Origin of the sequence: Mesorhizobium sp. ESP-6-4 (assembly GCF_020164735.1) — a bacterium.
Taxonomy (GTDB): domain Bacteria; phylum Pseudomonadota; class Alphaproteobacteria; order Rhizobiales; family Rhizobiaceae; genus Mesorhizobium.
Genome location: NZ_JAIUGS010000014.1, coordinates 19,730 through 43,237 on the forward strand (window position 1 = coordinate 19,730; position 23,508 = coordinate 43,237).

Here is a 23,508-nt window from a genome sequence, read left to right on the forward strand (position 1 = left end):
GGGGGTCGACCTTTGGCGCAGGCGAGACGATGCTTGCGCTTCTGCGCCACAAGGTTACCCCTGCGCAGCCTGCAGCCGGTTGTAATCATGCAGTGTGCGGCTCAGCCTTCGGCGCAGGAAGTTCGAGATGTTGTCGAAGATAAAGACGACGAGCAGCGTCAGCAGAACCATGTAGAAGACGTTGGCCCAGTTCGAATTGGTGCGCATCGCTTCCCATAGTTTCAGGCCGATACCGCCGGCGCCGACGGCGCCGATGATGGTGGCGCCTCGGGTGTTCGATTCCCACTGGTAGAGCGTCTGGCTGATGAAGACCGGCACCACTTCCGGCAGCACGCCGTAGCGCTGCACGAGCAAGCCGTTGGCGCCGGTTGAAAGCACCCCCTCGCGCGGCTTGTCGTCGATGTTCTCCAGCGCCTCGGAATAGGTTTTGCCCAATGTGCCGATCTCGGTGAAGAAGATCGCGGCGCTGCCGGCCAGCGGCCCGGGGCCGAAAGCGCGAGTGAAGAACAGCGCCCAGATCAGCATGTCGACCGAGCGCATGAAGTCGAAGAAGCGCTTCAGCACCTGGCTGAGCAGCCCACTCGGCGTGATGTTGCGGGCGGCGAAGAAGGCGAGCGGGAAGGCGACGATGCCGCCGAGCAGCGTGCCCAGAAACGCCATGACGATGGTCTGCAGGAGCTTCGTCCAGACATCGCCATGCTGCCACTGCGCGTTGTTCCAGATATTGTCGGCGGCCAAAGCGAGGTTCGAGGTGCCTGGCTTGAGCTCTGGCCCGGAGGCGATGAGCGAGATGACCTCGCCGGCCGATTTGCCGAAGAAGGGCGAGCGGGTGTCGAAGACGAAATTTGCCCAGCCGAGGAAGCGCTTGCGCACCTTGACGCGATCGACGGTGACGCGCACCTCGCCGACAAAGCCCATCTTGGCGACGATCTCATCGTCATGGACGGTCACCCAGTCGGGCACCGGACCTGTAACCACCGGCTTGCCGCCGGTGAGCGATACCGGCACCGTCTGGCCGTTGGCGACGATCGTTGCCCTTGTCTTGTCGAAGGTGACGGACTTGTCCCGGCCGTCGATCAGGACGGTGAAGGTGCCGTCCGGATTCTTGATCACCCAGTCGGGATCGGGATGCTCGCCGAGCGCCGAGAAGCGCGGATATTTCGGCGTGATCTCGGGCTGGTCGAGCCGGAATTCCGGCTGCAGGTCGTAGCTGATCCATTGCGACAGGAAGAGCGGCAGGCGCTCCCAATGCGATTCGCGCAGCACCTGCGGCAGGCTGAAGAACCACAAGGCATAGGCGAGATAGAGCACGGTGCCGGCGATCAGCAGCAGCGGCCAGAAACGCTTATAGGCCGGCCGCTGGAATATCTGCGGATGGCGGTCTTCTACGGTCCTGATTTCTTCGGCAGTCATGGCGGCCATTTCAAGCGCTCATCAGGAAAGCCTGCTCGCCGACAAGCTTGCGGCGCAGCCAGGCGGAGAACTGGTCGACGAGGAAGATGGTGACGAAGAGCAGGAGCACCAGCGCCAGCGTCTTGGCGCCGAAGCCGCGCGAGATCGAAAGTTTCAATTCCTCGCCGATGCCGCCGCCGCCGACCGCGCCCATGATGGTCGAGATGCGCACGTTGATCTCGATCCTGAGCAGCGTATAGGACATGAAATTGGGCAACACCTGCGGCAGGTCGGCGAAGCGCACGCGTTCGAACCAGTTGGCGCCGACAGCACGCAGGCCCTCTTCCGGGCGCATGTCGATGTTCTCGTTGATCTCGTAGAACAGCTTGCCCAGCGCGCCGATCGAATGCAGGCCGATGGCGATGATGGCGGCGACCGGGCCGATCGAGACGATGGCTGCGAACAGGCCGGCAATGACGATTTCGGGGAAGGCGCGCAGCAATTCCATGAAGCGCTTGACGATGAGCCGCAGGACCGGGCTCGGCGTCAGGTTGCGCGCGGCGATGAAGGAGAAGGGAACGGCGAAGACGAAGCCGATGAAGGTCGAGACCAGCGCCACGTTCACCGTGGTCAGCATCAGCTCGAAATATTCAGGGATGTAGAAGCCGCCCCAGATGTAGACGCGGCCAAGCGGGAAATTGAATTCCTGCGTGCCCTTGTCGTTGGGCGAGGCGATGTCGAACAGGGCGCGCCAGACATCGTTCCAGTCCTTCGGGACCAGCCAGCTCAGGAAATCGAGAATGTGCGGCAGCCGGTCGAAGAAATGGCCGGCATTGGCCTCGTCGGCGAACCACATGGTCGCGCACATGGCGACAAGCAGCAGGCCGACGCCAAGCGCGGTGTAGAAACGGCGCAGCGATGTCTGGCGCCGCCAGGCATCGGCCTGCTGGCGGGTGGCGTCGGAATGGAGTGTCGCTGATGTCATGATCGGAACATGCAAAAAGGGCGGCGTTTCGAACGCCGCCCTTTTTCCTGATGCCTTTAACCGCCGATGGCGGCTTTGCGGGCTTCGACGATGACGCTGTAGAAGTCAGGCTTCACCGGGACGTAGCCGGTGAAATCACCACCCTCGACGCCTTCGAAGCAGGCCTTGTCCTTGGCCGGCAGCGCGGTGAAGAAAGCGGTGAGCTTGGCGGTCATCTCGTCGCCGAGCGCGGTGCGGACAACCAGCGGGCCGTTCGGGATCAGGCCCGAGCGCCACACTTCGACGAAGTCATTCGGGTCGACGGCGCCCTTGGCAACTTCCTTGTGGAAGGTGCCGGAGGTGTAGCCGTTCTTGAAGTCGCCGATACCGGAGGAATCATCCACCGCCACGTCGACCTTGCCGTCGCGCACGGCCAGCACGTTATTCTCGTGGCCGCCGTTGAACTGGGTCGAGGCGAAGTAGGTTTCGTTGGAAGCGCCGGTGTCCTTCGGAATCTGGGTCAGCGGGATCAGATAGCCGGAGGTCGAATCCGGATCGGCATAGCCGAGCTTCTTGCCCTTGGCCGACTTGATGTCGGTGATGCCGGAAGACTTCAGCGCCAGGCCGATCGAATAATAGCCGGTCGAGCCGTCGGTCTGCTTGGTGGTGAGGATCGGCGTGACCGCCTTCGGGTCCTTGAGATAGACGCTTGCGTAACCGGACGCGCCGAGCTCGGCGAAGTCGAGCGTGCCGCCGAGCAGGCCCTGGATAACGCCGTCATAGTCGGCGGCCGGGAACAGCGACACCTTTTCGAAGCCGAATTCCGACTTCAGGTGATCGGCGAGGCACTGGTAGTTGCGCAGGCGGTCGGTCTCGTTCTCACCGCCGAGGATGCCGACGCGGAATTCCTTGATATCAGCGGCATGCGCGGCGCTGGCCGCCATGGCGAGCAGCGAAACCGCCCCAAAAACCATCTTCCTGAACATTTTGTCTCTCTCCTGTTGCTCCGGCTGCGCGCCGGCGGCGTTCTGATTTTTCAAGTCTTGCCTTTGACGCTGGCGGGCGATCCGGGTTGCTCTGCTGAAGTCCACGATTTGCCCGCACCGGCTGGGGCCGGGACGGTGGATTCAGTAGCCAGGAAAGGCTGGTTCGAGCGGTCCGGCGGATGCGGTGATCTTCGGCTTGATGGTCACGGCGGTCGACGTGATGGCTTCCGAGATCTCGGCGCCGCTGGCATCGGCGCCATAGACCGTGCGCACGGCATCGCGGTCGAGGTCTTCCGGAGCGCCGTCGAAGACGACCTTGCCGGCGGCCATGCCGATGATACGGGTGCAATAGGCGCGCGCCGTGTCCAGCGTGTGCAGGTTGGTGACGACGGTGATGCCTTCGCGTAGATTGATGTCGCGCAGCGAATCCATCACCACCTTGGCGTTGAGCGGGTCGAGCGAGGCGATCGGCTCATCTGCCAGGATCACCTTCGGCTGCTGCATCATGGCGCGGGCGATCGCCACACGCTGCTGCTGGCCACCGGACAACGTGCCGGCCGGCTGCAGCGCGGTGCGGGCGATGTCGAGCCGCTCGAGCGCGGCCACAGCCTCGGCGCATTCGGTGCGTGTGAACATGCCGAGCAGATTGGAAACCGTCGAGCGATGATTGAGGCGGCCGAGCAGCACGTTGGTCAGCACGTCGAGGCGCGGCACGAGGTTGAACTGCTGAAAGATCATGGCGCAGTCGCGCTGCCAGCGCCGCAGCGGCGATCCCTGCAGGCTGGAAACCTCGGCGCCTTCAAAAAAAATCGCTCCTTGGCTCGGATCGATGAGACGATTGATCATGCGCAAAAGCGTCGACTTGCCGGCGCCGGAACGGCCGATGATGCCGACCATCTGGCCGCGCGGGATCGAGATGTTGATATCGCTGACGGCGGTGTTCTTGCCAAATCGTCGGGTTACGCCGCGGATCTCAAGCGTGGCCGATGATGCTGACATACCAAAACTCCAGTCCGTCGCGCTTTTGCAGGTCTGTTAACCTTCGCTAGCGCAGGCCGATGAAGCTGGGGTGTCGGATTGATGTCAGTTTTGTTACGTCCCACAGGCTTGGAGATTCAACCAAGCACCAGCAATTCCTCGAAATGCTTCATGTCCTTGAAGCTGCAGAAGGCCGGAGGCTTGAGCTCGATCACAGGAGCCTCGCGTTCGAGGAACGACAGGCAGTCATCGAACAGATCCTGCCAGGCTGCGGCTCGCTCGTCGGCTAGACGGCGGATCTGATAGGCGAAGGTGATGTGGATGACATAAACGTCGTGGTCTGGATGGCGGTAGCCGAACGGCACCGACAGCGCGTCGCGCCACAGGCGCAGGATGCGCTCGTCCTCAGCGGAAGCACCGGCAACCGTAAGGCCGTTCGGCGTGATGCCGACGGTCTTGACGCGGAAGGATGGGCAGGCCTCGAAGCCCTCCAGGCGCAGCAGATAGAGGCGGGTCATGTCGTCGATGCTGGTGTCGAGCGGCACGTCGGAGGGCCAGTAGGGGAGCCGGCGCCGATATTCGACGACGCCCTGGAACAGGGTCATGTGCAGGCTGGAGATCGGCGTGAAGGCGAGGCGGTCCGCGTCCGGCATGGCGCGGATGCGCTCGCGCACCTCGATGATCGCAGCTTGCGAAGGCGAGCCGCCGACGAGGTGACTGACGACCGTGTTGCCGGGTTCGGGGAGGAAGTTGCCCGATGTGTCATAACGGGTGCCGAGATGCACCGGCGCCGTCGGGTTGGTGGCTTTGAAAAATCCGGCGAGCGAGGGTCTGACTGTGGCGAGCATCGCGATCTCCTTGTCGACATGGCGTCCTGTCCGAGTCATGTGTCAACGGTGTGAATGGTGAATGGTGAATGGTGAATGGTGAATGGTGAATGGTGAATGGTGAATGGTGAATGGTGAATGGTGAGAAAGAAGGGCTTCGTTGCATTCACTATTGACCATTCACCATTCACCGCGCCTAGCCGCCATGCTTCTCCAGGAACGCCTCCGCTGACAGCTCGCGGAAATCGTCGAGCGCAGCGCGCAGCCTTGCATGATCCCAATCCCACCAGGCTAAAGCCTGGTAGCGTTCGGCGGTGCGGCGGTCGAAGCGCTCGCGGATCGGCTTCGCCGGCACGCCGCCGACGATGGTGTAGGGCGCGACATCCTTCGTCACCACCGCGCCCGCGCCGACCGCCGCACCGTCGCCGACGGTCACGCCGGGCAGCACGGTCGAGCCATGGCCGAGCCATGTGTCGTGGCCGATGGTGACGCGCTTGGCGCGGCGCTGGGCGAAGAATTCGCTCTCGTGCTCGGCATCGTCCCAATAGTCGGAGGCGCGGTAGGTGAAGTGGTGCAGCGTCGGCCGCCAGGTCGGGTGATTGGTGGCGTTGAGGCGCACGCTGGCCGCGATGTTGGAGAACTTGCCGATGATGGCGCACCAGACGGCGCAGTCCTGCATCATGTAGGAATAGTCGCCGAGCTCGCATTCGGCGACGCGGCTGCGCTCGGCGATCTCGGTCCAGCGCCCGAGCGTCGAATTCTCGACCTGCGCCGTCGGGTGGATCAGCGGCGCCTCCGAAAGCTTCTTCATGCGGCGATCTTTCCGGCGGCGAAGGCTGTGACATCGATGACGCGGTCGGCGACGGCCTCACGCACATCGAGGTCGTGGAAGATGCCGAGCAGCGCAACGCCCGCGGACTTCTTGGCGGCAATGAGCTCGACCACAACATCGCGGTTGCGGGCGTCGAGCGAGGCGGTCGGCTCGTCGAGCAAAAGGATCGGATGCTCGGTGATGAAGCCGCGCGCAATGTTGACGCGCTGCTGCTCGCCGCCCGAGAAGGTCGCCGGCGGCAGCGCCCAGAGCTTTTCGGGCAGGTTGAGCCGCGCGAGCAGGGAGCGAGCCTTCGCCCGCGCGGTCTCGCGATCCTCGCCGCGCTCGACCAGCGGCTCGGCGACGACATCGAGCGCGGAGACGCGCGGCACGGTGCGCAGGAACTGGCTGACATAGCCGATGGTATGGCGGCGCACGGAAAGCACTGTGCGCGGGCTGGCGGAGGCGAGGTCGATCAACCCGCCGCCGTGCTGGACGATGATCTGGCCTTCATCGACGGCGTAGTTGCCGTAGAGCATCTTCAGGATCGAGCTTTTTCCGGCACCCGACGGACCGCCGAGCACCGCGCATTCGCCGGCGCGGATCGAGAAGGAGACACCCGCCACCACCGGCAGCGTGACGCCGTCGCGCAGATGCATGGTGAAGCTTTTGGCGACATCGGAGACAACGAGAGGAGTGGCCATCATCACACCTGCAGGATGGAAGAAACGAGAAGCTGGGTATAAGGCGCGCGCGGATCGTCGAGCACGCGGTCGGTGAGGCCGCTTTCGACGACGCGGCCGTCTTTCATCACCATCATGCGCTGCGACAAAAGCCTGGCCACCGCGAGGTCGTGGGTGACGACGATCGCGGCCAGGCCGAGGTCGGTGACCAGCCCGCGCAGCAGATCGAGCAGGCGGGCCTGCACCGAGACGTCGAGACCGCCGGTCGGCTCGTCCATGAACACCAGCCGCGGCCCAGTCACCAGGTTGCGGGCGATCTGCAGGCGCTGGCGCATGCCGCCGGAAAAGGCGCGCGGCTCGTCGTCGATGCGGTCCTCGTCGATCTCGACGCGGGACAGCCAGTCGACGGCGGTGGCGCGGATTTTGCCGTAGTGACGGTCGCCGACCGCCATCAACCGCTCGCCGACATTGGCGCCGGCCGACACCGTCATGCGCAGGCCGTCCGCCGGGTTCTGGTGGACGAAGCCCCAGTCGGTGCGCATCAGGAAGCGGCGCTCGGCCTCGCTCATGCGATAGAGCTCGCGCCATTGGCCGTCGCGCATGCGGTAGCTGGCCGTGCCGGAAGAGGGCAGCAGGCGGGTCGACAGGCAGTTGAGCAGCGTCGTCTTGCCGGAGCCGGACTCGCCGACCACCGCGAGAACCTCGCCTGGCCACAGATCGAAGGTGACGTTCTCGCAGCCGACGCGCGAGCCGTAAAATTTGGACAGCGCTGAAACGCGCAGCAGCGGTTCGTCGGTCATTCGGCCGGCTCCGTTTTTTCAGAGGCTAGGTGGGTCTCGGGAGCAAGGTGGCGGTGATGGCCGTCGGCTCGCCGCTTCTCGCAGTGGTCGGTGTCCGAACAGACGAACATGTGACCGCCATGATCATCGAGGATGACCTCGTCGAGATAGACATTCTCGGCACCGCACAGCGCGCAGGGCTGGTCGAAGGTCTGCACCTCGAAGGGATGGTCCTCGAAGTCGAGGCTGACGACGTCGGTGAAAGGCGGCACCGCATAGATGCGCTTCTCGCGGCCGGCGCCGAACAATTGCAAGGCCGGCGAACGGTGCATCTTCGGATTGTCGAATTTCGGGGTCGGCGAGGGATCCATCACGTAGCGACCCTCGACCTTGACCGGATAGGCATAGGTGGTGGCGATGCGGCCATGCTTGGCGATGTCCTCATAGAGCTTCACATGCATTAGGCCGTATTCCTCCAGCGCGTGCATCTTGCGCGTCTCGGTCTCGCGCGGCTCGAGAAAGCGCAGCGGCTCGGGGATCGGCACCTGGAAGACCAGCACCTGGCCCGCGGTCAGCGGATGCTCGGGGATGCGGTGGCGGGTCTGGATGATGGTGGCGGTTGCCGTGTCGGTGGTGACGGCGACATTGGCGACCTTCTTGAAGAAGGCGCGGATCGAGACGGCGTTGGTGGTGTCGTCGGCGCCCTGGTCGATGACCTTGAGCACGTCGTCGGGGCCAATGATCGAAGCGGTGACCTGCACGCCACCGGTGCCCCAGCCATAAGGCATCGGCATCTCGCGCGAGGCGAAAGGCACCTGGTAGCCGGGAATGGCGATGCCCTTCAGGATGGCGCGGCGGATCATCCTTTTGGTCTGTTCGTCGAGATAGGCGAAGTTGTAGGTGGCGATGTCGGTCATGGCGATCACGTCCGCTCTCTGCTATGAAATTGGCGCCCAAGACGCGGAAGGACGCCCGAATGGACTCTACCGGTTGGTTGCATCTTGGCGTGCTGCTGCTGGTGTTCGCCGGCTTCGCGACCTTTGCGCTGCGGAAAATGGTTCTCCCCGCGCCAAGGGAACCTCCGTACGGCGAGTCCTTCGGTGGCGGCGACTATGCTGGCGGCTTCGACGGCGGCGGGCATTCCGGTAGCGGACACTGAAGTCATTCCGCCGCCTCGCGCTTCTCCTCGGCGGCCTTGTTCTCGTTTTCCCGCGCTTCGTATTCGACGCGCATGCGGCGAACCAGGCCGAGCTCGGCCTGGAAGTCGACATAATGCGGCAGCTTCAGATGCTCGACGAAACCGGTGGCCTGGACATTGTCGGAATGCGAGATGACGAATTCCTCGTCCTGCGCGGCGGCAACGACGTCCTCGCCGAGCTCGCCGGCGCGTAGCGCCCGGTCGCACAGCGCCATCGCCATCGCCTTGCGCTCGCTCTGGCCGAAGACCAGGCCGTAGCCGCGCGTGAACTGCGGCGGCGCCTTGGCCGAGCCCTTGAACTGGTTGACCATTTGGCATTCGGTGACGCGGATGGAGCCGAGCGGCACGGCGAAGGGCAACTCCGGCACGTCCAGCTCCAGCTCTACCTCGCCAATGCGTATCTCGCCGACAAAGGGATGGTCGCGGGCGTAGCCGCGCTGCGTCGAATAGCCGAGCGCCAGCAGAAAACCTTCGTCGCCGCGCGACAACGCCTGCAGGCGGATGTCGCGCGCCATCGGGAATTGCAGCGGCTCGCGCGTGATGTCGCCGGGCACGTGGTCAAGCGGCATCTCGCCATCGGCCTCGATCAGGCCTTCATGGGCGAGGATCGCCGAAACGCGCGGCATGGCCTCCGGCTCGGCCGGACGCTGCGCCGGCATCTCGACCTCGGCGCCGGCGGCAAGCTCTGGATCGAGCAGGCGGTGCGTATAGTCGAAGGTCGGGCCGAGCACCTGGCCGCCCGGCAGGTCCTTGTAGGTGGCCGAGACACGACGCTCGACCTGCATGGCGCCGGTGTCGACCGGATTGGTGTAGCCGAAGCGCGGCAGCGTGGTGCGGTAGGCGCGCACCAGAAAGATCGCCTCGATCATATCGCCGCGCGCCTGGGTAACGGCGAGAGCCGCGAGCTCGCGATCATAGAGCGAGCCTTCGCTCATCACCCGGTCGACGCCGAGCGCCAGCTGCTCGACAATCTGGTCGAGGCGCAGCGCCGGTACCGAGCGGTCGCCGCGGCGGCGGTCGGCAAGCAGGCGATGCGCATTGGCAATGGCGGCTTCGCCGCCTTTCACCGCGACATACATGTCATGCCTCCATCGTCTTGATGCGGGTGGTGCGCGGCAGGCAGGCAAGGTGGCCGGGCGCCGCCAGGATGATGTCGACGCCGCGCGGGAAACGCTGGTTGTTCTGCTTCCACTGCTCGACGAAATGGCGCGGCATGCCGGGAGGCGCGATCATCGAGGTCTTTTCGATCCCCGGACCTTCGAGCAGCAGCGATGGGCCCGAGGCAAGATCGTCGACCAAGAGGATCAGCGTCGTCGAGCGGTCGGGATATTCTTGCGTGCCTTGCGCAAAACCATCGAGCGCCGCCATCTCCTTCGGATTGGCGATCAGGGCGAAATGTGCGTCGGCCGGCGTGTTTGCCGAGGGCGCGCCGGTGTGGAAGCCGAGCCAGGCCTTGACCGCGGCTTCCGCCTGCAGCAGCTGGTCGAGCCAGACCGGCGTGTCGTTGTCGCAGAGCGAGAGCGCCACGGCGCCGGCCGTCGCCGACAGCGGCGCCGGCGGGCGGGCGAGCTGCGGCAGCGGCTGGACGGTGCCGGGGCGGGCCATCGCGTCCATGATGGCGCGGAACACCGCCTGGGCGTTGAAGACCGGCTCCGCGAAGCCGCCGTCGATCGATTGCGTGGCGATATCCATCAGTCCTCTCCGCGCACCATGGTGAAGAAATCCACTTTCGTGGCCGCCGTTTCGACGCGCTTTGTCTCGCGCGCCGCAGCAAGCGCGGCGCGCAAGGGCGCGGCGAGCTTTGTCTCGACCGCCTCGCGGTGCGCTGGGTCCTGCCACAGCGCGTCAGCGATCGCCGCTAGCTTGGCTTTTCCCTTGTCGCGGCCAAGCGCATAGGAGTGGCCGACCTGGCCGGAGGGCAGCCGCACCGTGGCGCGGGTGACCGTCGCTTCGCCGACATTGAACGGTGCGCCACCGCCGCCGATCCGCCCGCGCACCGTCACCAATCCGGTTTCAGGACCGCGCAAAAGCTCGGCCTCGGAGGGCAGGCCCGACTCGTTCCACAGGCGAGCGATGTCATCGGCCGCGGCATGCGCCAGCGTCGCCATCAAGGCTTTCCGCCCGGCCTGCTCGCGCGCTTCCTGTCCTCGCATGGCATCGCTCCTTGCATAAAGAAATTTGTCTATTGATATAGACAACTATACAAATTATACTCACTTGGTAACGGGAGTCCATGACGGGTGGATGACAACGGGTGCAAAAGTTTAGGGTGATGACGTTGGGGGCGGGGAAATGACCGGGCTGGCAAGCAGCGTCGAGAGGCGCAATGGCGTATCGCTATGGCGGCAGATCGCCGACAGGATCCTGCAGGCGATCGCCAATGGCGATTTCGCCGAGAATGCCGCGCTGCCGCCTGAAGTCGCGCTGGCCGAGCGCTACGGCGTCAACCGCCACACGGTGCGCAGCGCCATTGCAGCACTGGTGCAGGAAGGCGTGCTGAAGGCCGAGCAGGGACGCGGCACCTTCGTGTTGTCGCGCAAGCGGCTGTCCTATCCGATCGGCGCGCGGACGCGCTTCTCGACCGGGCTGCAGGGGCAGACGAGCGAGCGGCATATCGCGCTGCTGTCGTCGTCGACCGAGCCGGCCGGCCGGCGCATCGCCGAGGCGCTGGGCATCGCCAAAGGCGCTGCCGTCATCCGCCTGGAGACGCGCGGCGAGGCCGACGGTCATGCGGTGTCGCGCGCGACGACCTGGTTCGATGCCAAGCGCTTCGCCGGAATCGGGGCGGCAATGGCGGAAACGGGGTCGATCACCGCCTCACTGAAGCGCTTCGGCATCAACGATTATCTGCGGCATTCGACCGTGCTGTCGGCGCGCCACGCCGATGCCGACGACCTTGCAGCCCTCGATCTGCAGCCCGGCGCGATCGTGCTGGTCACAATTGCAATCAACGTGACGCTCGACGGTGAGCCAATCCAGTTCGCGGAGTCGCGCTTTCCGGCAGAGCGGGTGGAGCTGAAGTTGTCGGTGTTGTAGGGAGTGCCAGCCTTGTACGAGACCGTGATTGATCTGCTTCACGCTGATGTCAGGTCGCTTACTCGTCAGCGGCTTGGCGTTTGAGGCTCGCCTTCCCCCACTCCGTCTCGGCTTCGCCGAGCCACCTCTCCCCCCTCCGGAGGGAGAGGAAAGGAGCACGCTGGCGGCCGGAGAAGCAGTGTGTCCGGTTGAAGAGCGTTGGCTGCAAGGCTCGCACCCTTCCTCTCCCCCGTCGATCGGGGGAGAGGTGGCTCGGCGAAGCCGAGACGGAGTGGGGGGTCGACCTGTGCGGCGCTCCGTCAATTAGGGCTGAGTTCACCGCCTGTCATGTTATCACCCGACCTCAATGACCGCCTTGATCAGTCCTGACTTCTCGTGGGTCCATCGGGCAAGGTCGCGCGGCGTTCCGGCGAGCGTGGTGCGATGGGTGACGAGCTTGTTCAACGGCACAGCGCCGTTGCGGATCGAATCTGCGACATGGTCGAAATCGGCCTTCAGCGCGTTGCGGCTGCCGACCAGCATCATCTCGCGCTTATGGAATTCAGGGTCGGAGAAGGTGATGTCGTCCTTGACGACGCTGACCAGCACCAGCGTGCCGCCATGCGCGACGTGGGCGAAGGCCGACTGCACGGACTGGGTGTTGCCAGTCGCGTCGAACACGAGGTCGAACCCTTCGCCGGCTGTTGCCTGTTGGACCAGCTCGGCAGCCGGCGTCTTCGAGCTGTCCAGCGGGGCAAAGCCGAGCTGCTTCTCGGCGAAGCCGAGACGTTCGGCGCTCATGTCGAGCAGGCTGACATCCAGCCCGGCGATGCGCGCGAAGATCGCCGTGCCGAGGCCGATCGGGCCGGCGCCGATGACCAGCGTGCGCTGGCCGGGCAGCCCGAGCGATCGGCGCACGGCATGCGCGCCGATGGCCAGGAATTCGACCGCCGCGGCGTCGGCCAGCGACAGGCCGTTCGTCGGGTAGAGGTTCTGCGCCGGCACCAAAATTTCGTCGCACATGGCGCCGTCGCGATGGACGCCCAGCACCTCGATCTTCACGCAGCAGTTAGGCTTGCCGCGCCGGCAGGCAATGCATTTGCCGCATGAAAGATAGGGATTGATGACGACCGGCTCGCCGACGCTGATCTCGACGCCTTCGCCCTTCTCGACGATCGTGCCGGCAACCTCATGGCCCATGATGCGTGGATAGGCCAGAAATGGGTGCTTGCCTTCGAAGATGTGGTAGTCGGTGCCGCAGATGCCGACATGGCTGACCGCGACGCGCGCCCAGCCGGGCGGCGGTGCGCCGGGCCCGGCGCGGTCTTCGAGGACAAGCTCGCCGGGCGAACGGCAGACAACGGCTTTCATATCGCAAATCCAGGCAAAGAGCGCCGGCGCCGCTCGAGCGGGGCCGGCGCGTTAGTTTCACGTAGGAGTCATTTGCCGCGACGACGCAGGCCGTCGAAGTAGACGATGACGATGATCAGCAGGCCGGTGATGACGCGCTGCCAGAAGGTGTTGACGTTGAGCAGGTTGGCGCCGTTGTTGATCGTCGAAAGGATGAAGGAGCCGATCAGCGGACCGTGCACGGAGCCGATGGCGCCAAACAGCGAGGTGCCGCCGATCACCGACGAGGCGATGGCCTGCAGCTCATAAGTGTCGCCCTGCGTCGGGTTGCCGATGCCGATGCGCGACGCCAGGAGCACGCCGACAATGGCCGCCAGCAGGCCCGACAGGATATAGGCCATGAAGATGGTTCGCGGCACGTTGACGCCGGACAGACGCGCGGCCTCGGCGTTGGAGCCGACCGAGAACAGGTAGCGGCCCCAGCGCGTGTGGTGCAGGAAGACGTAGGACGGAATGGCGACCAGGATCACCATCCAGAACAGGTAGGGAATGCCCGCGAGCGAGCCGCGCGAGAAAGCCTGGAACGAGTCGCTGTTGATCGAGATCGAGTTGCCGTTCGTCATCAGGAGGCCGATGCCGCGCAGCGAGGTCATGGTGGCCAAGGTGATGATGAAGGGCGGCAGGCCCATCTTGACGATGCCGAAGCCGTGGAAGAGGCCGATGGCGACGCCCACCAGCAGCGTGATCAGCACCGCGGCCCAGATCGGCCAGCCGGCGTTGATCAAAAGCGCGACAATGACGGTGGTGAAGCCGACCACCGCGCCGACCGACAGATCGATGCCGCCGGTGATGATGACGAAGGTCTGGCCGACGGCGAGGATGGCGATCAGCGATCCCTGACGCAGAAGGTTGGTGATGTTGAGCGTCGTGGCGAAGGACGGCGTGGCGACGGCCAGCACGATCCACATCAGGAGCAAAAGGCCAAGCAGCGTCAGGCCGAAGAGGGCGTTGAAATTGCGCTTGGGTTTTTCGGCGGGGATCGCCTCGGTGCTCATTTTTGTCCTCCCGACTTTTCTTGTTTCTCGGCCAGTGCCTGACCCAAAATATCCTCGTGGCTGGCGGTCCGGAAACCATGGGTCGCGACCAGCTTGCCGCGCCGGAACACGTGCAGCGTATCGGCAAGCTCATAGACTTCCGGCAGATAGGACGAGATCAGGATGATGCCGGCGCCCTTGGACAAGAGCGTCGAGAACAGGCGGTAGATCTCGGCCTTGGTGCCGACATCGACGCCCACCGTCGGCTCGTCGAAGATGAACAGCTTGGCGCCATGCGCCAGCCATTTGCCGATGACGATCTTCTGCTGGTTGCCGCCCGACAGGCTGGAGGCGAGCGCATGGCGCGTCGGCGTCTTGATGCGCAGGTCGGCGATCTGGCGGTCGGCCTCGGCCTTCTCCTTGGCGCCGGAGATCAGAAAATTGCTGGAGATGCGCTTGTAGATAGGCAGGTTGAGGTTGATGCCGACCGGCAAATTGAGGCACAGACCCTGGTCGCGGCGGCTTTCCGGCGCCAGCGCCATGCCGAGCCGGATCGCATCGTGCTCGGAGTTGACCTGGACCTCCTTGCCTTGCCAGAGAATCTGGCCGGCCGACTTCCTGTGGCGGCCGTAAAGCGTGGTGACGAACTCGCTGCGGCCGGCACCGATCAGGCCGTAGAGGCCGACGATCTCGCCGGCGCGGACGGTCACCGAGACATTCTCGAAGCCTTTGCCCGAAAGGTTCCTCGTCTCGACAATCGTGGCGCCGGGGGTGAAATGTTCCTTGTGGTAGATCTGCTCGATCGAGCGATTGATCATCAGCTTGACCAGTTCGGGCTCGTCGGTCTCGGCGATGTTGCGGGTGCCGACCAGAGTGCCGTCGCGCAGCACGGAAACGCGGTCGGCGAGCTCGAACACTTCCTCCATGCGGTGGCTGATATAAATGATGGTGACGCCTTCGCCTTTGAGCCGGCGGATCAGCTTGAAGAGCTGGTCGGCCTCCTTGCGGGTGAGATAAGCGGTAGGCTCGTCGAAAATCAGGAATTTGGTGCCGCGCACGGTGGCCCGCGCCGCGGCGATCAACTGCTGCTGGCCGATGGTGAGATCGCCAAGCATGACATGCGCCGGCAAGTCGAAGCCCAGCCCGTCGATGATCTTCTGCGCGTCCTTGACCATGGCGCGCTGCTGCAGGAGGCCGAAGCGTGACTCCTCCTCGCCGAGGAACATGTTGGCGGCGACGGTGAGATGGCGGCAGAGCACCACCTCCTGGTGGACGGCGTTGATGCCCAGCGCCATCGCCTCATGCGGCGTGGCCAAGGCGGTCGGCTTGCCTTCCCAGATCACCTCGCCGGAGGTGCGCGGCATGACGCCGGTCAGGAGTTTTATCAGGGTCGACTTGCCGGCGCCGTTCTCGCCGACGATCGCGTGGATCTCGCCTGCCTTGAAGGCAAGATGCACAGGCTTCAGCGCATGCGTGCCGGGGTAGCGCTTTTCCAGGCCGTTGAGCTCGAGGATCGTCCTGCCCGGTTCCAGCGTGGGGGCCGGATGCAATTCCTGCACCGTCGACGTCATGACAATCCTCCCAGATTGGCCTCAACCATTGGGTACGCAGCGATGCGTCTGGCGCGCATCTTGAAGGCGGAGCCTAAATCGGGCCGGCGAATTTCCAAATCGCCCCGATGGATGTTTCCGGGGCGCGAGGCCCCGGAAACGACTGTCGCGATGCTGCTCACTTGAGCTTCGGGTTGAGCAGCGCGTCGATCTTGGGATCCTTCATGTTGTCTTTGGTGACGAGGTTCGCGCCCGTGTCGACATTGGCCTCGACCTTCTCGCCCTTCGAGGCGGCCAAGGCGGTCTTGATGCCGTCATAGCCCATCCGGTACGGATCCTGGACGACGAGGCCCGAGATGACGCCGTCATTGAGGAATTTGATCAGCTTTTCGTCGCTGTCGAAGCCGATCAGCGCCACCTTGCCGCCGAGATTGTTCTCGGCGATCGCCTGGCCGACGCCCTGCGCCATGATCAGGTTCGAGGCGAAGATGCCCTTGAGGTCCGGATTAGCGGTGATCAGGTCGGTCGCGATGTTGAGGCCGGTGGTGGCCTGGCCGTCGGCATATTTGTCGGCGACAAGCTCGAGGCCCGGATACTTGGCCTTGATCTGTTCGATGAAGCCTTGCTTGCGCTGCTCGAGCGAGCCGGCGCCGGGAAGTGCCGTGATCAGCGCGACTTTGCCTTCCACCTTGCCGCCGTTGGCGGCGCCGATTGCGGCGGCGAGGCCGTCAGCGGCGACGCGGCCGCCCTGCACGTTGTCGGTGGTCAGGAAGGAGGTGAAGGCCTTGGAATCGGCGCCGGAGTCGATGCCGATGACCTTGACCTTGGAGGCAGCCTCGTCGATCGGCTTGCCGAGCGCCTTGAACTCGGTCGGCGAGATGACGACGGCCGCCGGGTTGCTGGCGACGGCGTTTTCCAGGATCGAGATCTGGCCGTTGACGTCGGTTTCGGCCTGGGCGCCGAGTTCCGGCACGTTGACGCCGAGATCCTTGCCGGCCTTGCGGGCGCCGGCCAGAACGATCTGCCAGTAGAAGGATGTGGTATCCTTGACGATGATCGGAATGGTCACGTCGGCCGCCGAGGCGGGCGCGGAATGCATTGCGCCGGCGAGCATCGAAGCGGCGGCCAAAGCCACGAAGGCGCGGCGGTTGAGAAGGCTGGTCACGAATTTCATTAGGTTCCTCCCTAAGTCGCCTGGTGAAGGTTGCGGAAGCTCCATCTGGATAGGCGCGGCCCAAACAGAACTTTATCAATAAAAAACAGATACCGTTTTTTGATAGAGCATTGCCGTGACCGATGCAAGCGATGTCTGCTGCCGTGCGCGACGCGGGCTAGGGTCCGTTCGGCTCGTCCCTGGGCAGTGCTCGGATGCTCCCGTTCCTCCTTATCGGTATGGAACAATAATTTCATATTTCTGTCAATATGGAATATTCATTCCATAGAAAAGCCTGCACGATTGTGAAGGTCGCCTCCTGTTGTCGGAGGGCGCTTCCGACGCGATAACGGCCTTTGATTAAAGCGTCGCGCCGAGGTGCCACGGCACGAATTCGTTGTCGCCGTAGCCGAACGCCTCGCTCTTGGTCTTGCGGCCGGACGCCGTCTCGATGATCAGCTCGAAGATCTCGCGGCCCATGCCGGCGATGGTCTTCTCGCCCGAGGCGATGACCCCGCAATTGACGTCCATGTCCTCTTCCATCTGGTGATACATGGTCGAATTGGTGGCGACCTTGATCGACGGCGTCGGCCGGCAGCCAAAGCAGGAGCCGCGGCCGGTGGTGAAGACGATGACATTGGCGCCGCCAGCGACCTGGCCGGTGGCCGAAACCGGGTCGTAGCCGGGCGTGTCCATGAACACCAGGCCGCTGCCCGAGACTTTCTCGGCATAGCCGAAAACGCCGTTGAGCGGCGTCTGGCCGCCCTTGGCGACCGCGCCCAGCGATTTCTCGAGGATCGTGGTCAGGCCGCCGCGCTTGTTGCCGGGCGAGGGATTGTTGTCGATCGAGGCGCCGTGCTTGGCGGTATGGTCCTCCCACCACTTCACAAAGCCGTCAAGCTTGGCGGCGATCTCGGGCGAGGCGGCGCGGTAGGCCAGCAGATGCTCGGCGCCATAGATCTCGGTCGTCTCCGACAAGATGCCGATGCCGCCGCAGTCTGCCAGGATATCGACGGCGGCACCCAATGCCGGATTTGCCGTGATGCCGGACATGCCGTCCGAGCCGCCGCATTGCAGCCCGACAACGATCTCCGAGACCGGGATCGGCTCACGCTGCAACTGGCCGACCTCCTCGGCGATCTCGGCCAGAACGCCCATCGCGCGCTCGACCGATTTGCGCGAGCCGCCGGCTTCCTGGATGTTGAAATGCCGTTTTCCCGCGGCCACGCCCTTCTGGCCGTAAAGCGTGAGTTGGTTGACCTCGCAGCCCAGGCCCACCATCAGCACGCCGCCGAAATTCGGGTGGCGCGCATAGCCGGCTAAAGTGCGGTGCAGAACCATCATGCCGTCGCCAGTGGCGCTCATGCCGCAGCCCTGGCCGTGCACGATCGGCACGAAGCCGTCGATGCCGGGATATTTCGGCAGAAGCGTGCGGTTGGCTTCGTCCGCAATGGCGTGGCAGACGGTCGACGAGCAATTGACGCTGGCGATGATGCCGATGAAGTTGCGCGTGCCGGAGCGCCCATCGGCGCGGCGGTAGCCCATGAAGGTGCGCTTGCGGTCGGCCTCGGTGGCGTGCTCGGCCTCGCTCGGCGGCACCACCGGCAAGCGGCCGCTCTCGAAAACCAGATTGTGCGAATGAACATGCTCGCCGGGCGCAATGTCTTGCGTGGCGCGGCCGATCGCCTGGGCGTATTTCACAACCGCTTCGCCCGCCGGGATCGGCTTGATCGCCACCTTGTGGCCCGGCTCGATCACGGCAGTCGCGGTTGCGCCGCCCGGCAATGGCGTTCCAATCTCGATGCGCCCGTTGGCAACGGCGACATTATCGGAGGGTGAGAGAAGGATGGTGTTTGCAACGTTCACGGGCGGCTGTCCTGGGTGATCCTGGGAATGCGGGCGGATTGACTTGCGCCCGTTTAAAGGTAATGTCTTTTATCGGGAAAAAACAATTTTGCGTCAATTGTTTTTTCGCTCGGTCGGCGCTCGTCTTTTGGACGCCCGCGCCGCCCGTTGGCAAGCCGGCGAAAAGCGTTCCGCTTTTCGGAGGCCTGCGCCAGAGCAATTCCAGGAAAAGGGCGTAGCGGCTTTCCGTCCGGAATTGCGCAGAAACAAAGATTTAGCGCAGTTCGGCGATTCCGAGAAACGCTGAGCTGCTCTAGGAACACCGATCATATCGCGTTTCCGGCAGGCCGCCGCAAGCGTTGGGGGATACGGGGCATGTCGAAAAGCAACAATGTCTACAAGGACGCCTTCAACCGCTGCCTCAGGTTGCTCGACGAGACCAAGAGCCTGCCGTCGGAGCCTGAGCTCGGCACGCTGCTCGGCGTCAGCCGCACCACGGTGCGCAGCATCCTTGCGCGCATGGAAGAAACCGGGCTTATCGACTGGAACAAGCGTAATAAGACCGTGCTCAGGGCGCCGCGGTCCGAGGACTTCTTCCCCGAGGAGGAGACCGACTCGCTGGCCGAGATCATCGAGCGCTCTTTCATGCGGCGTCTGCTTGCGGGAGGCGCCGAAGCCGGCATGCAGATCAACGAGCTGGAGCTGGCGCGCGAGATCGGCGTCGGCACTACCAGCGTGCGCGAATTCCTGATCCGCTTCTCGCGCTTCGGCCTGATCGAGAAGCGGCGCAACAGCCATTGGGTGCTGAAGGGTTTCACGCGCGCCTTCGCGCTGGAGCTGACCGAGATCCGCGAGATTTTCGAGCTGCGTTCGGCGGCGGCTTTCGCCGCCCTGCCGGAAGATAGCGCAGTATGGGCCGATCTTGACCGGCTGGAACTCGAGCATCGCCAGCTCGCCAGCGAGATCGCCACGCGCTTCAACGAATTCTCCGAGCTCGACGAGCGCTTCCACCGGCTGATCCACCGCGCCTCGCACAATCGCTTCATCGTCGACTTCTACGATGTCATCGCTATGATCTTCCACTACCACTATCAGTGGAACAAGGCTGAGGAGCGCCAGCGCAACGAGGTCGCTATCCAGGAGCATCTCGCCTATATCGCGGCGCTGAAATCGCGCGATCCCGGCAAGGTGGACGCCGCCTGTCGCAAGCACCTGAAGTCGGCGCGCCAGACGCTGCTGACCTCAATTCCCGAAGGGCGGCAGATGCAGCCCGCCTAGGGTCTGTCGAGATTCAGGTGATGCCGGCCTGCGAAGGGCGGCTTCCTGCGCTTCCGGTGCTCGCGTACCTTAAGTACGCTCCGCTCCGGTTCTCGGAAGCCACCATTCTCGGCTCGGCCTGACCTGAATCTCGACAAACCCTAACGCATGTCGTCCAGAAGCGTGCAGCGGTTTTGGGACAACGACATGCATAAAAACAATCGCGTCGCGCCGCGTTGCCGCAGCGCGGTTTTGCCGATTTCCCGCGCGCATTCCCCGTGCTACCGTCGACGCGTTTCCGGGAGAGGCTTTGCGTTGGATATCCGGCTGAGACGATGGAGCATGCCGGCCGCGTTCGTCGCGGCGCTGCTTCTATTGCTTCAGTCCTCTCTCGGCGCTTTCGCCTTCGGCGCGCCTTCGCAGGTCGACGCCTTCGGCAACGTCATCTGCACGCATGAAGGGGCTGTAAAACTCCCCGGCGGCGATCCCCATCAACAACATCTGCCGGCCTGCTGCTCGCTCGGCTGCAACATGGTTTCGGCGGCGCATATACCGCCGCCAGAGGCCGTCGCCCTGGCCAGGACCCAGCTTTTCGAGGCCGTCGCCTTCCAGCTTCCGGCCTTCCGGCACCAGGATTTCGCCCGCGACCGCTCGCCGGCCAATCCGCGCGCGCCGCCGGCGATGGTCTGATCCGCGGAACTTTCCGCAGGCCTATTCATCCAAAGATCAGACTGTTCGCGGCCGCATTCCGGCGCGATCCCGTACTCATGGAGCAACGATGTCCAATCTTCTTCCCAAAGCGCAAGCCTTCGCCCTTCGCGGCGCGCCGCCGTTTCACCTCCCGCTGCGCGTTGGCCTTGCCGTGCTCAGCCTTTTCTTTCTCTTGGCCTGCATTCCCGCCGCCCTAGCGCATGAGTTCAAGGTCGGCGATCTCGAGATCGAGCATCCCTGGTCGCGGGCGACGCCGCCGGGCGCCAAGGTGGGCGGCGGCTATTTCACCGTGATCAACAAGGGCAGCGCGCCGGACCGGCTGCTGTCGATCTCCTCCGACATCTCCGAAAAGGCCGAACTGCATGAGATGGGCGTCAAGGACGGCGTCATGACCATGCGGCCGGTCGAGGGCGGGCTGGAGATCCCGGCCGGCGGCAAGGTCGCGCTGAAGCCGGGCGCCTATCACCTGATGTTCACCGGCTTGAAGCGGCAGCCGAAGCAGGGCGAGAAATTCTCCGCGACGCTGACCTTCGAGAAGGCGGGCAGCGTCACCGTCGAGTTCGCCGTCGAAGGCATGGGCGAGACGGGCACCGGCGATATGGACATGGATCACGCCGACTAACCCGTCAATTCGAAATCGAGGCACAATTCATGAAGAAGTATGTTTTGGCGGCGGGCGCGCTTTGCGCGCTCGGGACCAATGCCGCGCTCGCCCACATCACGCTCGAAACGCAGGAAGCGGCCGTCGGCTCGACCTACAAGGCCGTCTTGCGCTTGCCGCATGGCTGCGAGGGCAAGGCAACGACCGCGGTGCGTGTGCAGATACCCGAAGGCGCCATCGCGGTGAAGCCGATGCCCAAGCCCGGCTGGACGCTGCAGGTCAAGAAGGGCAAATACGAGAAATCCTACCAGCTCTATGGCGAGACCTTGACCACCGGCGTGAAGGAAATCGACTGGAGCGGCGGCAATCTGCCGGACGAATTCTATGACGAATTCGTCTTCCGCGCTTCGCTGGCGGCCGATCTGCCGGCCGGCCAGATGCTCTATTTCCCGGTGGTGCAGGAATGCGGCGATGCCGCCGAGCGCTGGATCGAGATCCCGGCGGCCGGCCAGGACGAGGACGCCTTGGAAACGCCAGCGCCCGGCATCAAATTGCTGCCGAAGAAATGATCTCTGTTGGCGCGCTCCCTCGGGATGCGCCAACATTTCCAGTTATGACGGCATGAACGCAGCACTGCCTTCCCCGATGAACTGCATGCTTGCCGGCTCGCTTGTCTGGCTGGCGGCAATGCTCGTGACGATGGCGCTGCTCGTCGTTCCCGGCCGCGCTTTGGCGCATGCCGCGCTGGTCGCGACCGACCCGGCTGACGGCGCCGTGCTGACGCAAAGTCCCGGCAAATTCTCGCTGACCTTCAGCGAGCCCGTCTCGCCGCTGGTGCTGACGCTTGTGCGGCCGGACGGCTCACAGCTTGCGCTGACATCCTTCCGCCTCAAGGACCAGACCGTCGAGATCGACAATCCCGAAGCGCTCAAATCCGGCACGCATGTGCTGAGTTGGCGAGTCGTTTCGGTCGATGGTCATCCGGTCGGCGGCTCGGCGCTGTTTTCCATGGGCGCGCCAAGCGCGGCACCAGTGGCGGGTGAGGCCGTCGACTGGACGCTGCGGGCAGCGATCTGGCTCGGCAAGCTGTTTCTCTATGCCGGACTTTTTCTCGGCATCGGCGGCGCGTTCGCACTTGCCTGGCTCGCCGAGGACCGGCGCCGCGGCCGACGCTTCGTCATCGCGGCGCTTCTTATCGGTCTCGTCGGAGCGCCGCTTTCGCTCGGCCTGCAGGGGCTGGATGCGCTCGGCGCGCCGCTCGCCCGGTTTGCGACACCGGCTGTCTGGAAGACCGCGCTCGAGACGAGCTTCGTCTGGACGGTGCTGCTCGGCCTGATCGCGCTCGGCTTGGCTTTGCTTTCTCTTGCCGGACCGTCGGGCTTGCGCAAGCTGGCGGCGTCCGTAGCACTGCTCGGTGTTGGCGCGGCCCTTGCCGCGAGCGGTCACGCCAGCGCCGCCGAACCGCAATGGCTGACGCGGCCGCTGGTATTCCTGCACGGCACCGCGATCGCCTTCTGGGCGGGTGCGCTGGCGCCGCTCGGCCTCGCGCTGCGGCAGCAGCCGGCGCAAGCGAAGGTCTTTCTGCGGCGCTTCTCGCGCGCGATCCTGCCGGTCGTGGCTGTCCTTGCCGCCAGCGGCATCGTACTGGCGATCATCCAGCTGCAGCAGCCGGCGGCGCTGATCCATACCGCTTATGGCCGGCTGCTGCTGCTCAAGCTCACCCTGCTGCTCTTCCTGTTCACGTTGGCCTCCATCAACCGCTGGACGTTGACAGCGCCCGCCGTGGCCGGCGACACCGAGGTGCAGCGGCGGATGGTGCGCTCGATCGGCATCGAGATGCTGATCGCGCTCGCCATTTTCGGCGTCGCCGCCGGCTGGCGCTTCACCCCGCCGCCACGCGCGTTGGCGATCGCCGCCGCGCAACCGGTTTCGATCCACATCCACACGCTGAAGGCGATGGCCGATCTCGGCATCACGCCGGGCCATGCCGGCGAGGTTGCCGCTTCGATGATGATCATGACCGGCGAATTCGGGCCGCTCGACGCCAAGGAGGTGACGCTGGTGCTGTCGAAGCCGGATTCCGGCATCGAGCCGATCAAGCGGCCGGCGAGAAAATCCGGCGACGGCACCTGGCGTATCGACAATCTCGTCATCCCGCTGCCGGGCCGCTGGGACGCCCGGCTCGATATCCTCGTTTCGGACTTCGAGGTGGTGAAGATCGAGGCGCCAATTAATATTCGCGCAGAGTGAAATTGAGAGTGAATGGTGAATAGTGAATGGTGAATGGTGAATAGCAGGCGATTTTCGTTTCCGCGTCGCGACGGCGTTCGCCTGTCCATTTCACTATTCACCATTCACCATTCGCCCTCAGTCT

25 protein-coding genes are annotated in these 23,508 nt (G+C 64.3%); 8 read left to right on the forward strand and 17 right to left on the reverse strand.

Annotation, left to right across the window (positions count from 1 at the left end; translation table 11 throughout):
- Nucleotides 1-54 precede the first annotated feature (54 nt).
- The 9 genes from phnE (LB523_RS21595) to LB523_RS21635 all read right to left on the reverse strand — a co-directional run bounded on the left by phnE (LB523_RS21595) (nucleotide 55) and on the right by LB523_RS21635 (nucleotide 8,337).
- Entirely contained in the window at nucleotides 55-1,422 is a 1,368-nt protein-coding gene (gene phnE / locus LB523_RS21595; RefSeq protein ID WP_224606793.1) for a phosphonate ABC transporter, permease protein PhnE, read from the reverse strand.
- Between the two features lies 1 nt (nucleotide 1,423).
- Nucleotides 1,424-2,377 (reverse strand): phosphonate ABC transporter, permease protein PhnE, encoded by a 954-nt coding sequence (gene phnE / locus LB523_RS21600; RefSeq protein WP_140845166.1) that lies wholly within the window; start codon nucleotides 2,375-2,377, stop codon nucleotides 1,424-1,426.
- Between the two features lie 56 nt (nucleotides 2,378-2,433).
- A complete protein-coding gene (phnD, locus tag LB523_RS21605) occupies nucleotides 2,434-3,342 on the reverse strand; it encodes a phosphonate ABC transporter substrate-binding protein (protein ID WP_095769301.1) in 909 nt (302 codons plus the stop codon).
- A 141-nt stretch (nucleotides 3,343-3,483) separates the two neighbouring features.
- Entirely contained in the window at nucleotides 3,484-4,341 is an 858-nt protein-coding gene (gene phnC, locus LB523_RS21610; protein ID WP_224606795.1) for a phosphonate ABC transporter ATP-binding protein, read from the reverse strand.
- 116 nt (nucleotides 4,342-4,457) lie between these two features.
- A complete protein-coding gene (locus LB523_RS21615) occupies nucleotides 4,458-5,168 on the reverse strand; it encodes a DUF1868 domain-containing protein (RefSeq protein ID WP_224606797.1) in 711 nt (236 codons plus the stop codon).
- 175 nt (nucleotides 5,169-5,343) lie between these two features.
- Nucleotides 5,344-5,958 (reverse strand): DapH/DapD/GlmU-related protein, encoded by a 615-nt coding sequence (locus tag LB523_RS21620; protein WP_224606799.1) that lies wholly within the window; start codon nucleotides 5,956-5,958, stop codon nucleotides 5,344-5,346.
- A complete protein-coding gene (gene phnL, locus LB523_RS21625; RefSeq protein ID WP_224606801.1) occupies nucleotides 5,955-6,662 on the reverse strand; it encodes a phosphonate C-P lyase system protein PhnL in 708 nt (235 codons plus the stop codon). The genes LB523_RS21620 and phnL overlap by 4 nt, the downstream gene beginning before the upstream one ends.
- A 2-nt stretch (nucleotides 6,663-6,664) precedes the next feature.
- Nucleotides 6,665-7,441, reverse strand: a complete 777-nt coding sequence (gene phnK, locus LB523_RS21630) for a phosphonate C-P lyase system protein PhnK (RefSeq protein ID WP_140544515.1) — start codon at nucleotides 7,439-7,441, stop codon at nucleotides 6,665-6,667.
- Nucleotides 7,438-8,337 carry an alpha-D-ribose 1-methylphosphonate 5-phosphate C-P-lyase PhnJ gene (locus tag LB523_RS21635; RefSeq protein ID WP_224606803.1) on the reverse strand — a complete coding sequence of 300 codons (900 nt, stop codon included), beginning with the start codon at nucleotides 8,335-8,337 and terminating at the stop codon, nucleotides 7,438-7,440. Before LB523_RS21635 ends, phnK begins: the two co-directional genes overlap by 4 nt.
- Nucleotides 8,338-8,396: 59 nt before the next feature.
- On the opposite strand from LB523_RS21635, the gene LB523_RS21640 reads away from it, so the two are divergent.
- Complete coding sequence (locus LB523_RS21640) at nucleotides 8,397-8,579, forward strand: hypothetical protein (RefSeq protein ID WP_224606805.1); 183 nt, start codon at nucleotides 8,397-8,399, stop codon at nucleotides 8,577-8,579.
- 2 nt (nucleotides 8,580-8,581) lie between these two features.
- Here the strand turns inward: LB523_RS21640 and LB523_RS21645 are convergent, their stop codons facing one another.
- Genes LB523_RS21645 through phnG form a run of 3 tightly spaced genes read right to left on the reverse strand, consistent with a single transcriptional unit; the run spans nucleotide 8,582 to nucleotide 10,771 of the window.
- Entirely contained in the window at nucleotides 8,582-9,697 is a 1,116-nt protein-coding gene (locus LB523_RS21645; protein ID WP_224606808.1) for a carbon-phosphorus lyase complex subunit PhnI, read from the reverse strand.
- Between the two features lies 1 nt (nucleotide 9,698).
- On the reverse strand, nucleotides 9,699-10,310 hold the full coding sequence (gene phnH, locus LB523_RS21650; RefSeq protein WP_224606811.1) for a phosphonate C-P lyase system protein PhnH: 612 nt from the start codon (nucleotides 10,308-10,310) through the stop codon (nucleotides 9,699-9,701).
- The gene (phnG, locus tag LB523_RS21655) at nucleotides 10,310-10,771 is read right to left on the reverse strand and encodes a phosphonate C-P lyase system protein PhnG (protein WP_224606814.1); all 462 of its coding nucleotides are present in this window, start codon (nucleotides 10,769-10,771) and stop codon (nucleotides 10,310-10,312) included. The genes phnH and phnG overlap by 1 nt, the downstream gene beginning before the upstream one ends.
- 139 nt (nucleotides 10,772-10,910) lie before the next feature.
- Between phnG and phnF the strand changes: the two genes are divergently transcribed.
- Nucleotides 10,911-11,654 carry a phosphonate metabolism transcriptional regulator PhnF gene (phnF, locus tag LB523_RS21660; protein WP_224606815.1) on the forward strand — a complete coding sequence of 248 codons (744 nt, stop codon included), beginning with the start codon at nucleotides 10,911-10,913 and terminating at the stop codon, nucleotides 11,652-11,654.
- Between the two features lie 333 nt (nucleotides 11,655-11,987).
- Here phnF and LB523_RS21665 read toward each other — a convergent pair whose 3' ends face one another.
- The 5 genes from LB523_RS21665 to LB523_RS21685 form a co-directional block, all read right to left on the reverse strand.
- A complete protein-coding gene (locus LB523_RS21665; RefSeq protein WP_224606817.1) occupies nucleotides 11,988-13,004 on the reverse strand; it encodes a zinc-binding alcohol dehydrogenase family protein in 1,017 nt (338 codons plus the stop codon).
- A gap of 68 nt (nucleotides 13,005-13,072) precedes the next feature.
- Complete coding sequence (locus LB523_RS21670) at nucleotides 13,073-14,038, reverse strand: ABC transporter permease (protein WP_224532065.1); 966 nt, start codon at nucleotides 14,036-14,038, stop codon at nucleotides 13,073-13,075.
- On the reverse strand, nucleotides 14,035-15,588 hold the full coding sequence (locus LB523_RS21675) for a sugar ABC transporter ATP-binding protein (RefSeq protein WP_224606819.1): 1,554 nt from the start codon (nucleotides 15,586-15,588) through the stop codon (nucleotides 14,035-14,037). The genes LB523_RS21670 and LB523_RS21675 overlap by 4 nt, the downstream gene beginning before the upstream one ends.
- A gap of 157 nt (nucleotides 15,589-15,745) precedes the next feature.
- On the reverse strand, nucleotides 15,746-16,741 hold the full coding sequence (locus tag LB523_RS21680; RefSeq protein ID WP_095769220.1) for an ABC transporter substrate-binding protein: 996 nt from the start codon (nucleotides 16,739-16,741) through the stop codon (nucleotides 15,746-15,748).
- 339 nt (nucleotides 16,742-17,080) lie between these two features.
- Nucleotides 17,081-18,586, reverse strand: coding sequence for a UxaA family hydrolase (locus tag LB523_RS21685; RefSeq protein WP_224606821.1), 1,506 nt, complete (start codon nucleotides 18,584-18,586; stop codon nucleotides 17,081-17,083).
- Between the two features lie 43 nt (nucleotides 18,587-18,629).
- On the opposite strand from LB523_RS21685, the gene LB523_RS21690 reads away from it, so the two are divergent.
- From LB523_RS21690 to LB523_RS21715, 6 genes are all read left to right on the forward strand, one after another.
- Nucleotides 18,630-18,872: a hypothetical protein gene (locus tag LB523_RS21690; protein WP_224606823.1), complete on the forward strand. Its 243-nt coding sequence runs from the start codon at nucleotides 18,630-18,632 to the stop codon at nucleotides 18,870-18,872.
- A gap of 68 nt (nucleotides 18,873-18,940) precedes the next feature.
- Nucleotides 18,941-19,843: a GntR family transcriptional regulator gene (locus LB523_RS21695; protein ID WP_095769222.1), complete on the forward strand. Its 903-nt coding sequence runs from the start codon at nucleotides 18,941-18,943 to the stop codon at nucleotides 19,841-19,843.
- Nucleotides 19,844-20,164: 321 nt separating this feature from the next.
- Nucleotides 20,165-20,512, forward strand: coding sequence for a DUF2946 family protein (locus tag LB523_RS21700; RefSeq protein ID WP_224532062.1), 348 nt, complete (start codon nucleotides 20,165-20,167; stop codon nucleotides 20,510-20,512).
- Between the two features lie 88 nt (nucleotides 20,513-20,600).
- The gene (locus LB523_RS21705) at nucleotides 20,601-21,155 is read left to right on the forward strand and encodes a copper chaperone PCu(A)C (protein ID WP_224606825.1); all 555 of its coding nucleotides are present in this window, start codon (nucleotides 20,601-20,603) and stop codon (nucleotides 21,153-21,155) included.
- A gap of 29 nt (nucleotides 21,156-21,184) precedes the next feature.
- Nucleotides 21,185-21,703 (forward strand): YcnI family protein, encoded by a 519-nt coding sequence (locus LB523_RS21710; RefSeq protein WP_224606827.1) that lies wholly within the window; start codon nucleotides 21,185-21,187, stop codon nucleotides 21,701-21,703.
- A 118-nt stretch (nucleotides 21,704-21,821) separates the two neighbouring features.
- Nucleotides 21,822-23,384, forward strand: a complete 1,563-nt coding sequence (locus tag LB523_RS21715) for a copper resistance CopC/CopD family protein (protein WP_411966489.1) — start codon at nucleotides 21,822-21,824, stop codon at nucleotides 23,382-23,384.
- Nucleotides 23,385-23,508 lie beyond the last annotated feature (124 nt).

Excerpts from the sequence above, each read along its gene's own strand:
- phnE (WP_224606793.1), bottom strand. The coding sequence starts at position 1,422 with ATGGCCGCCATGACTGCCGAAGAAATCAGGACCGTAGAAGACCGCCAT.
- phnE (WP_140845166.1), bottom strand. The coding sequence starts at position 2,377 with ATGACATCAGCGACACTCCATTCCGACGCCACCCGCCAGCAGGCCGAT.
- phnD (WP_095769301.1), bottom strand. The coding sequence starts at position 3,342 with ATGTTCAGGAAGATGGTTTTTGGGGCGGTTTCGCTGCTCGCCATGGCG.
- phnC (WP_224606795.1), bottom strand. The coding sequence starts at position 4,341 with ATGTCAGCATCATCGGCCACGCTTGAGATCCGCGGCGTAACCCGACGA.
- LB523_RS21615 (WP_224606797.1), bottom strand. The coding sequence starts at position 5,168 with ATGCTCGCCACAGTCAGACCCTCGCTCGCCGGATTTTTCAAAGCCACC.
- LB523_RS21620 (WP_224606799.1), bottom strand. The coding sequence starts at position 5,958 with ATGAAGAAGCTTTCGGAGGCGCCGCTGATCCACCCGACGGCGCAGGTC.
- phnL (WP_224606801.1), bottom strand. The coding sequence starts at position 6,662 with ATGGCCACTCCTCTCGTTGTCTCCGATGTCGCCAAAAGCTTCACCATG.
- phnK (WP_140544515.1), bottom strand. The coding sequence starts at position 7,441 with ATGACCGACGAACCGCTGCTGCGCGTTTCAGCGCTGTCCAAATTTTAC.
- LB523_RS21635 (WP_224606803.1), bottom strand. The coding sequence starts at position 8,337 with ATGACCGACATCGCCACCTACAACTTCGCCTATCTCGACGAACAGACC.
- LB523_RS21640 (WP_224606805.1), top strand. The coding sequence starts at position 8,397 with ATGGACTCTACCGGTTGGTTGCATCTTGGCGTGCTGCTGCTGGTGTTC.
- LB523_RS21645 (WP_224606808.1), bottom strand. The coding sequence starts at position 9,697 with ATGTATGTCGCGGTGAAAGGCGGCGAAGCCGCCATTGCCAATGCGCAT.
- phnH (WP_224606811.1), bottom strand. The coding sequence starts at position 10,310 with ATGGATATCGCCACGCAATCGATCGACGGCGGCTTCGCGGAGCCGGTC.
- phnG (WP_224606814.1), bottom strand. The coding sequence starts at position 10,771 with ATGCGAGGACAGGAAGCGCGCGAGCAGGCCGGGCGGAAAGCCTTGATG.
- phnF (WP_224606815.1), top strand. The coding sequence starts at position 10,911 with ATGACCGGGCTGGCAAGCAGCGTCGAGAGGCGCAATGGCGTATCGCTA.
- LB523_RS21665 (WP_224606817.1), bottom strand. The coding sequence starts at position 13,004 with ATGAAAGCCGTTGTCTGCCGTTCGCCCGGCGAGCTTGTCCTCGAAGAC.
- LB523_RS21670 (WP_224532065.1), bottom strand. The coding sequence starts at position 14,038 with ATGAGCACCGAGGCGATCCCCGCCGAAAAACCCAAGCGCAATTTCAAC.
- LB523_RS21675 (WP_224606819.1), bottom strand. The coding sequence starts at position 15,588 with ATGACGTCGACGGTGCAGGAATTGCATCCGGCCCCCACGCTGGAACCG.
- LB523_RS21680 (WP_095769220.1), bottom strand. The coding sequence starts at position 16,741 with ATGAAATTCGTGACCAGCCTTCTCAACCGCCGCGCCTTCGTGGCTTTG.
- LB523_RS21695 (WP_095769222.1), top strand. The coding sequence starts at position 18,941 with ATGTCGAAAAGCAACAATGTCTACAAGGACGCCTTCAACCGCTGCCTC.
- LB523_RS21700 (WP_224532062.1), top strand. The coding sequence starts at position 20,165 with ATGCCGGCCGCGTTCGTCGCGGCGCTGCTTCTATTGCTTCAGTCCTCT.
- LB523_RS21705 (WP_224606825.1), top strand. The coding sequence starts at position 20,601 with ATGTCCAATCTTCTTCCCAAAGCGCAAGCCTTCGCCCTTCGCGGCGCG.
- LB523_RS21710 (WP_224606827.1), top strand. The coding sequence starts at position 21,185 with ATGAAGAAGTATGTTTTGGCGGCGGGCGCGCTTTGCGCGCTCGGGACC.
- LB523_RS21715 (WP_411966489.1), top strand. The coding sequence starts at position 21,822 with ATGCTCGTGACGATGGCGCTGCTCGTCGTTCCCGGCCGCGCTTTGGCG.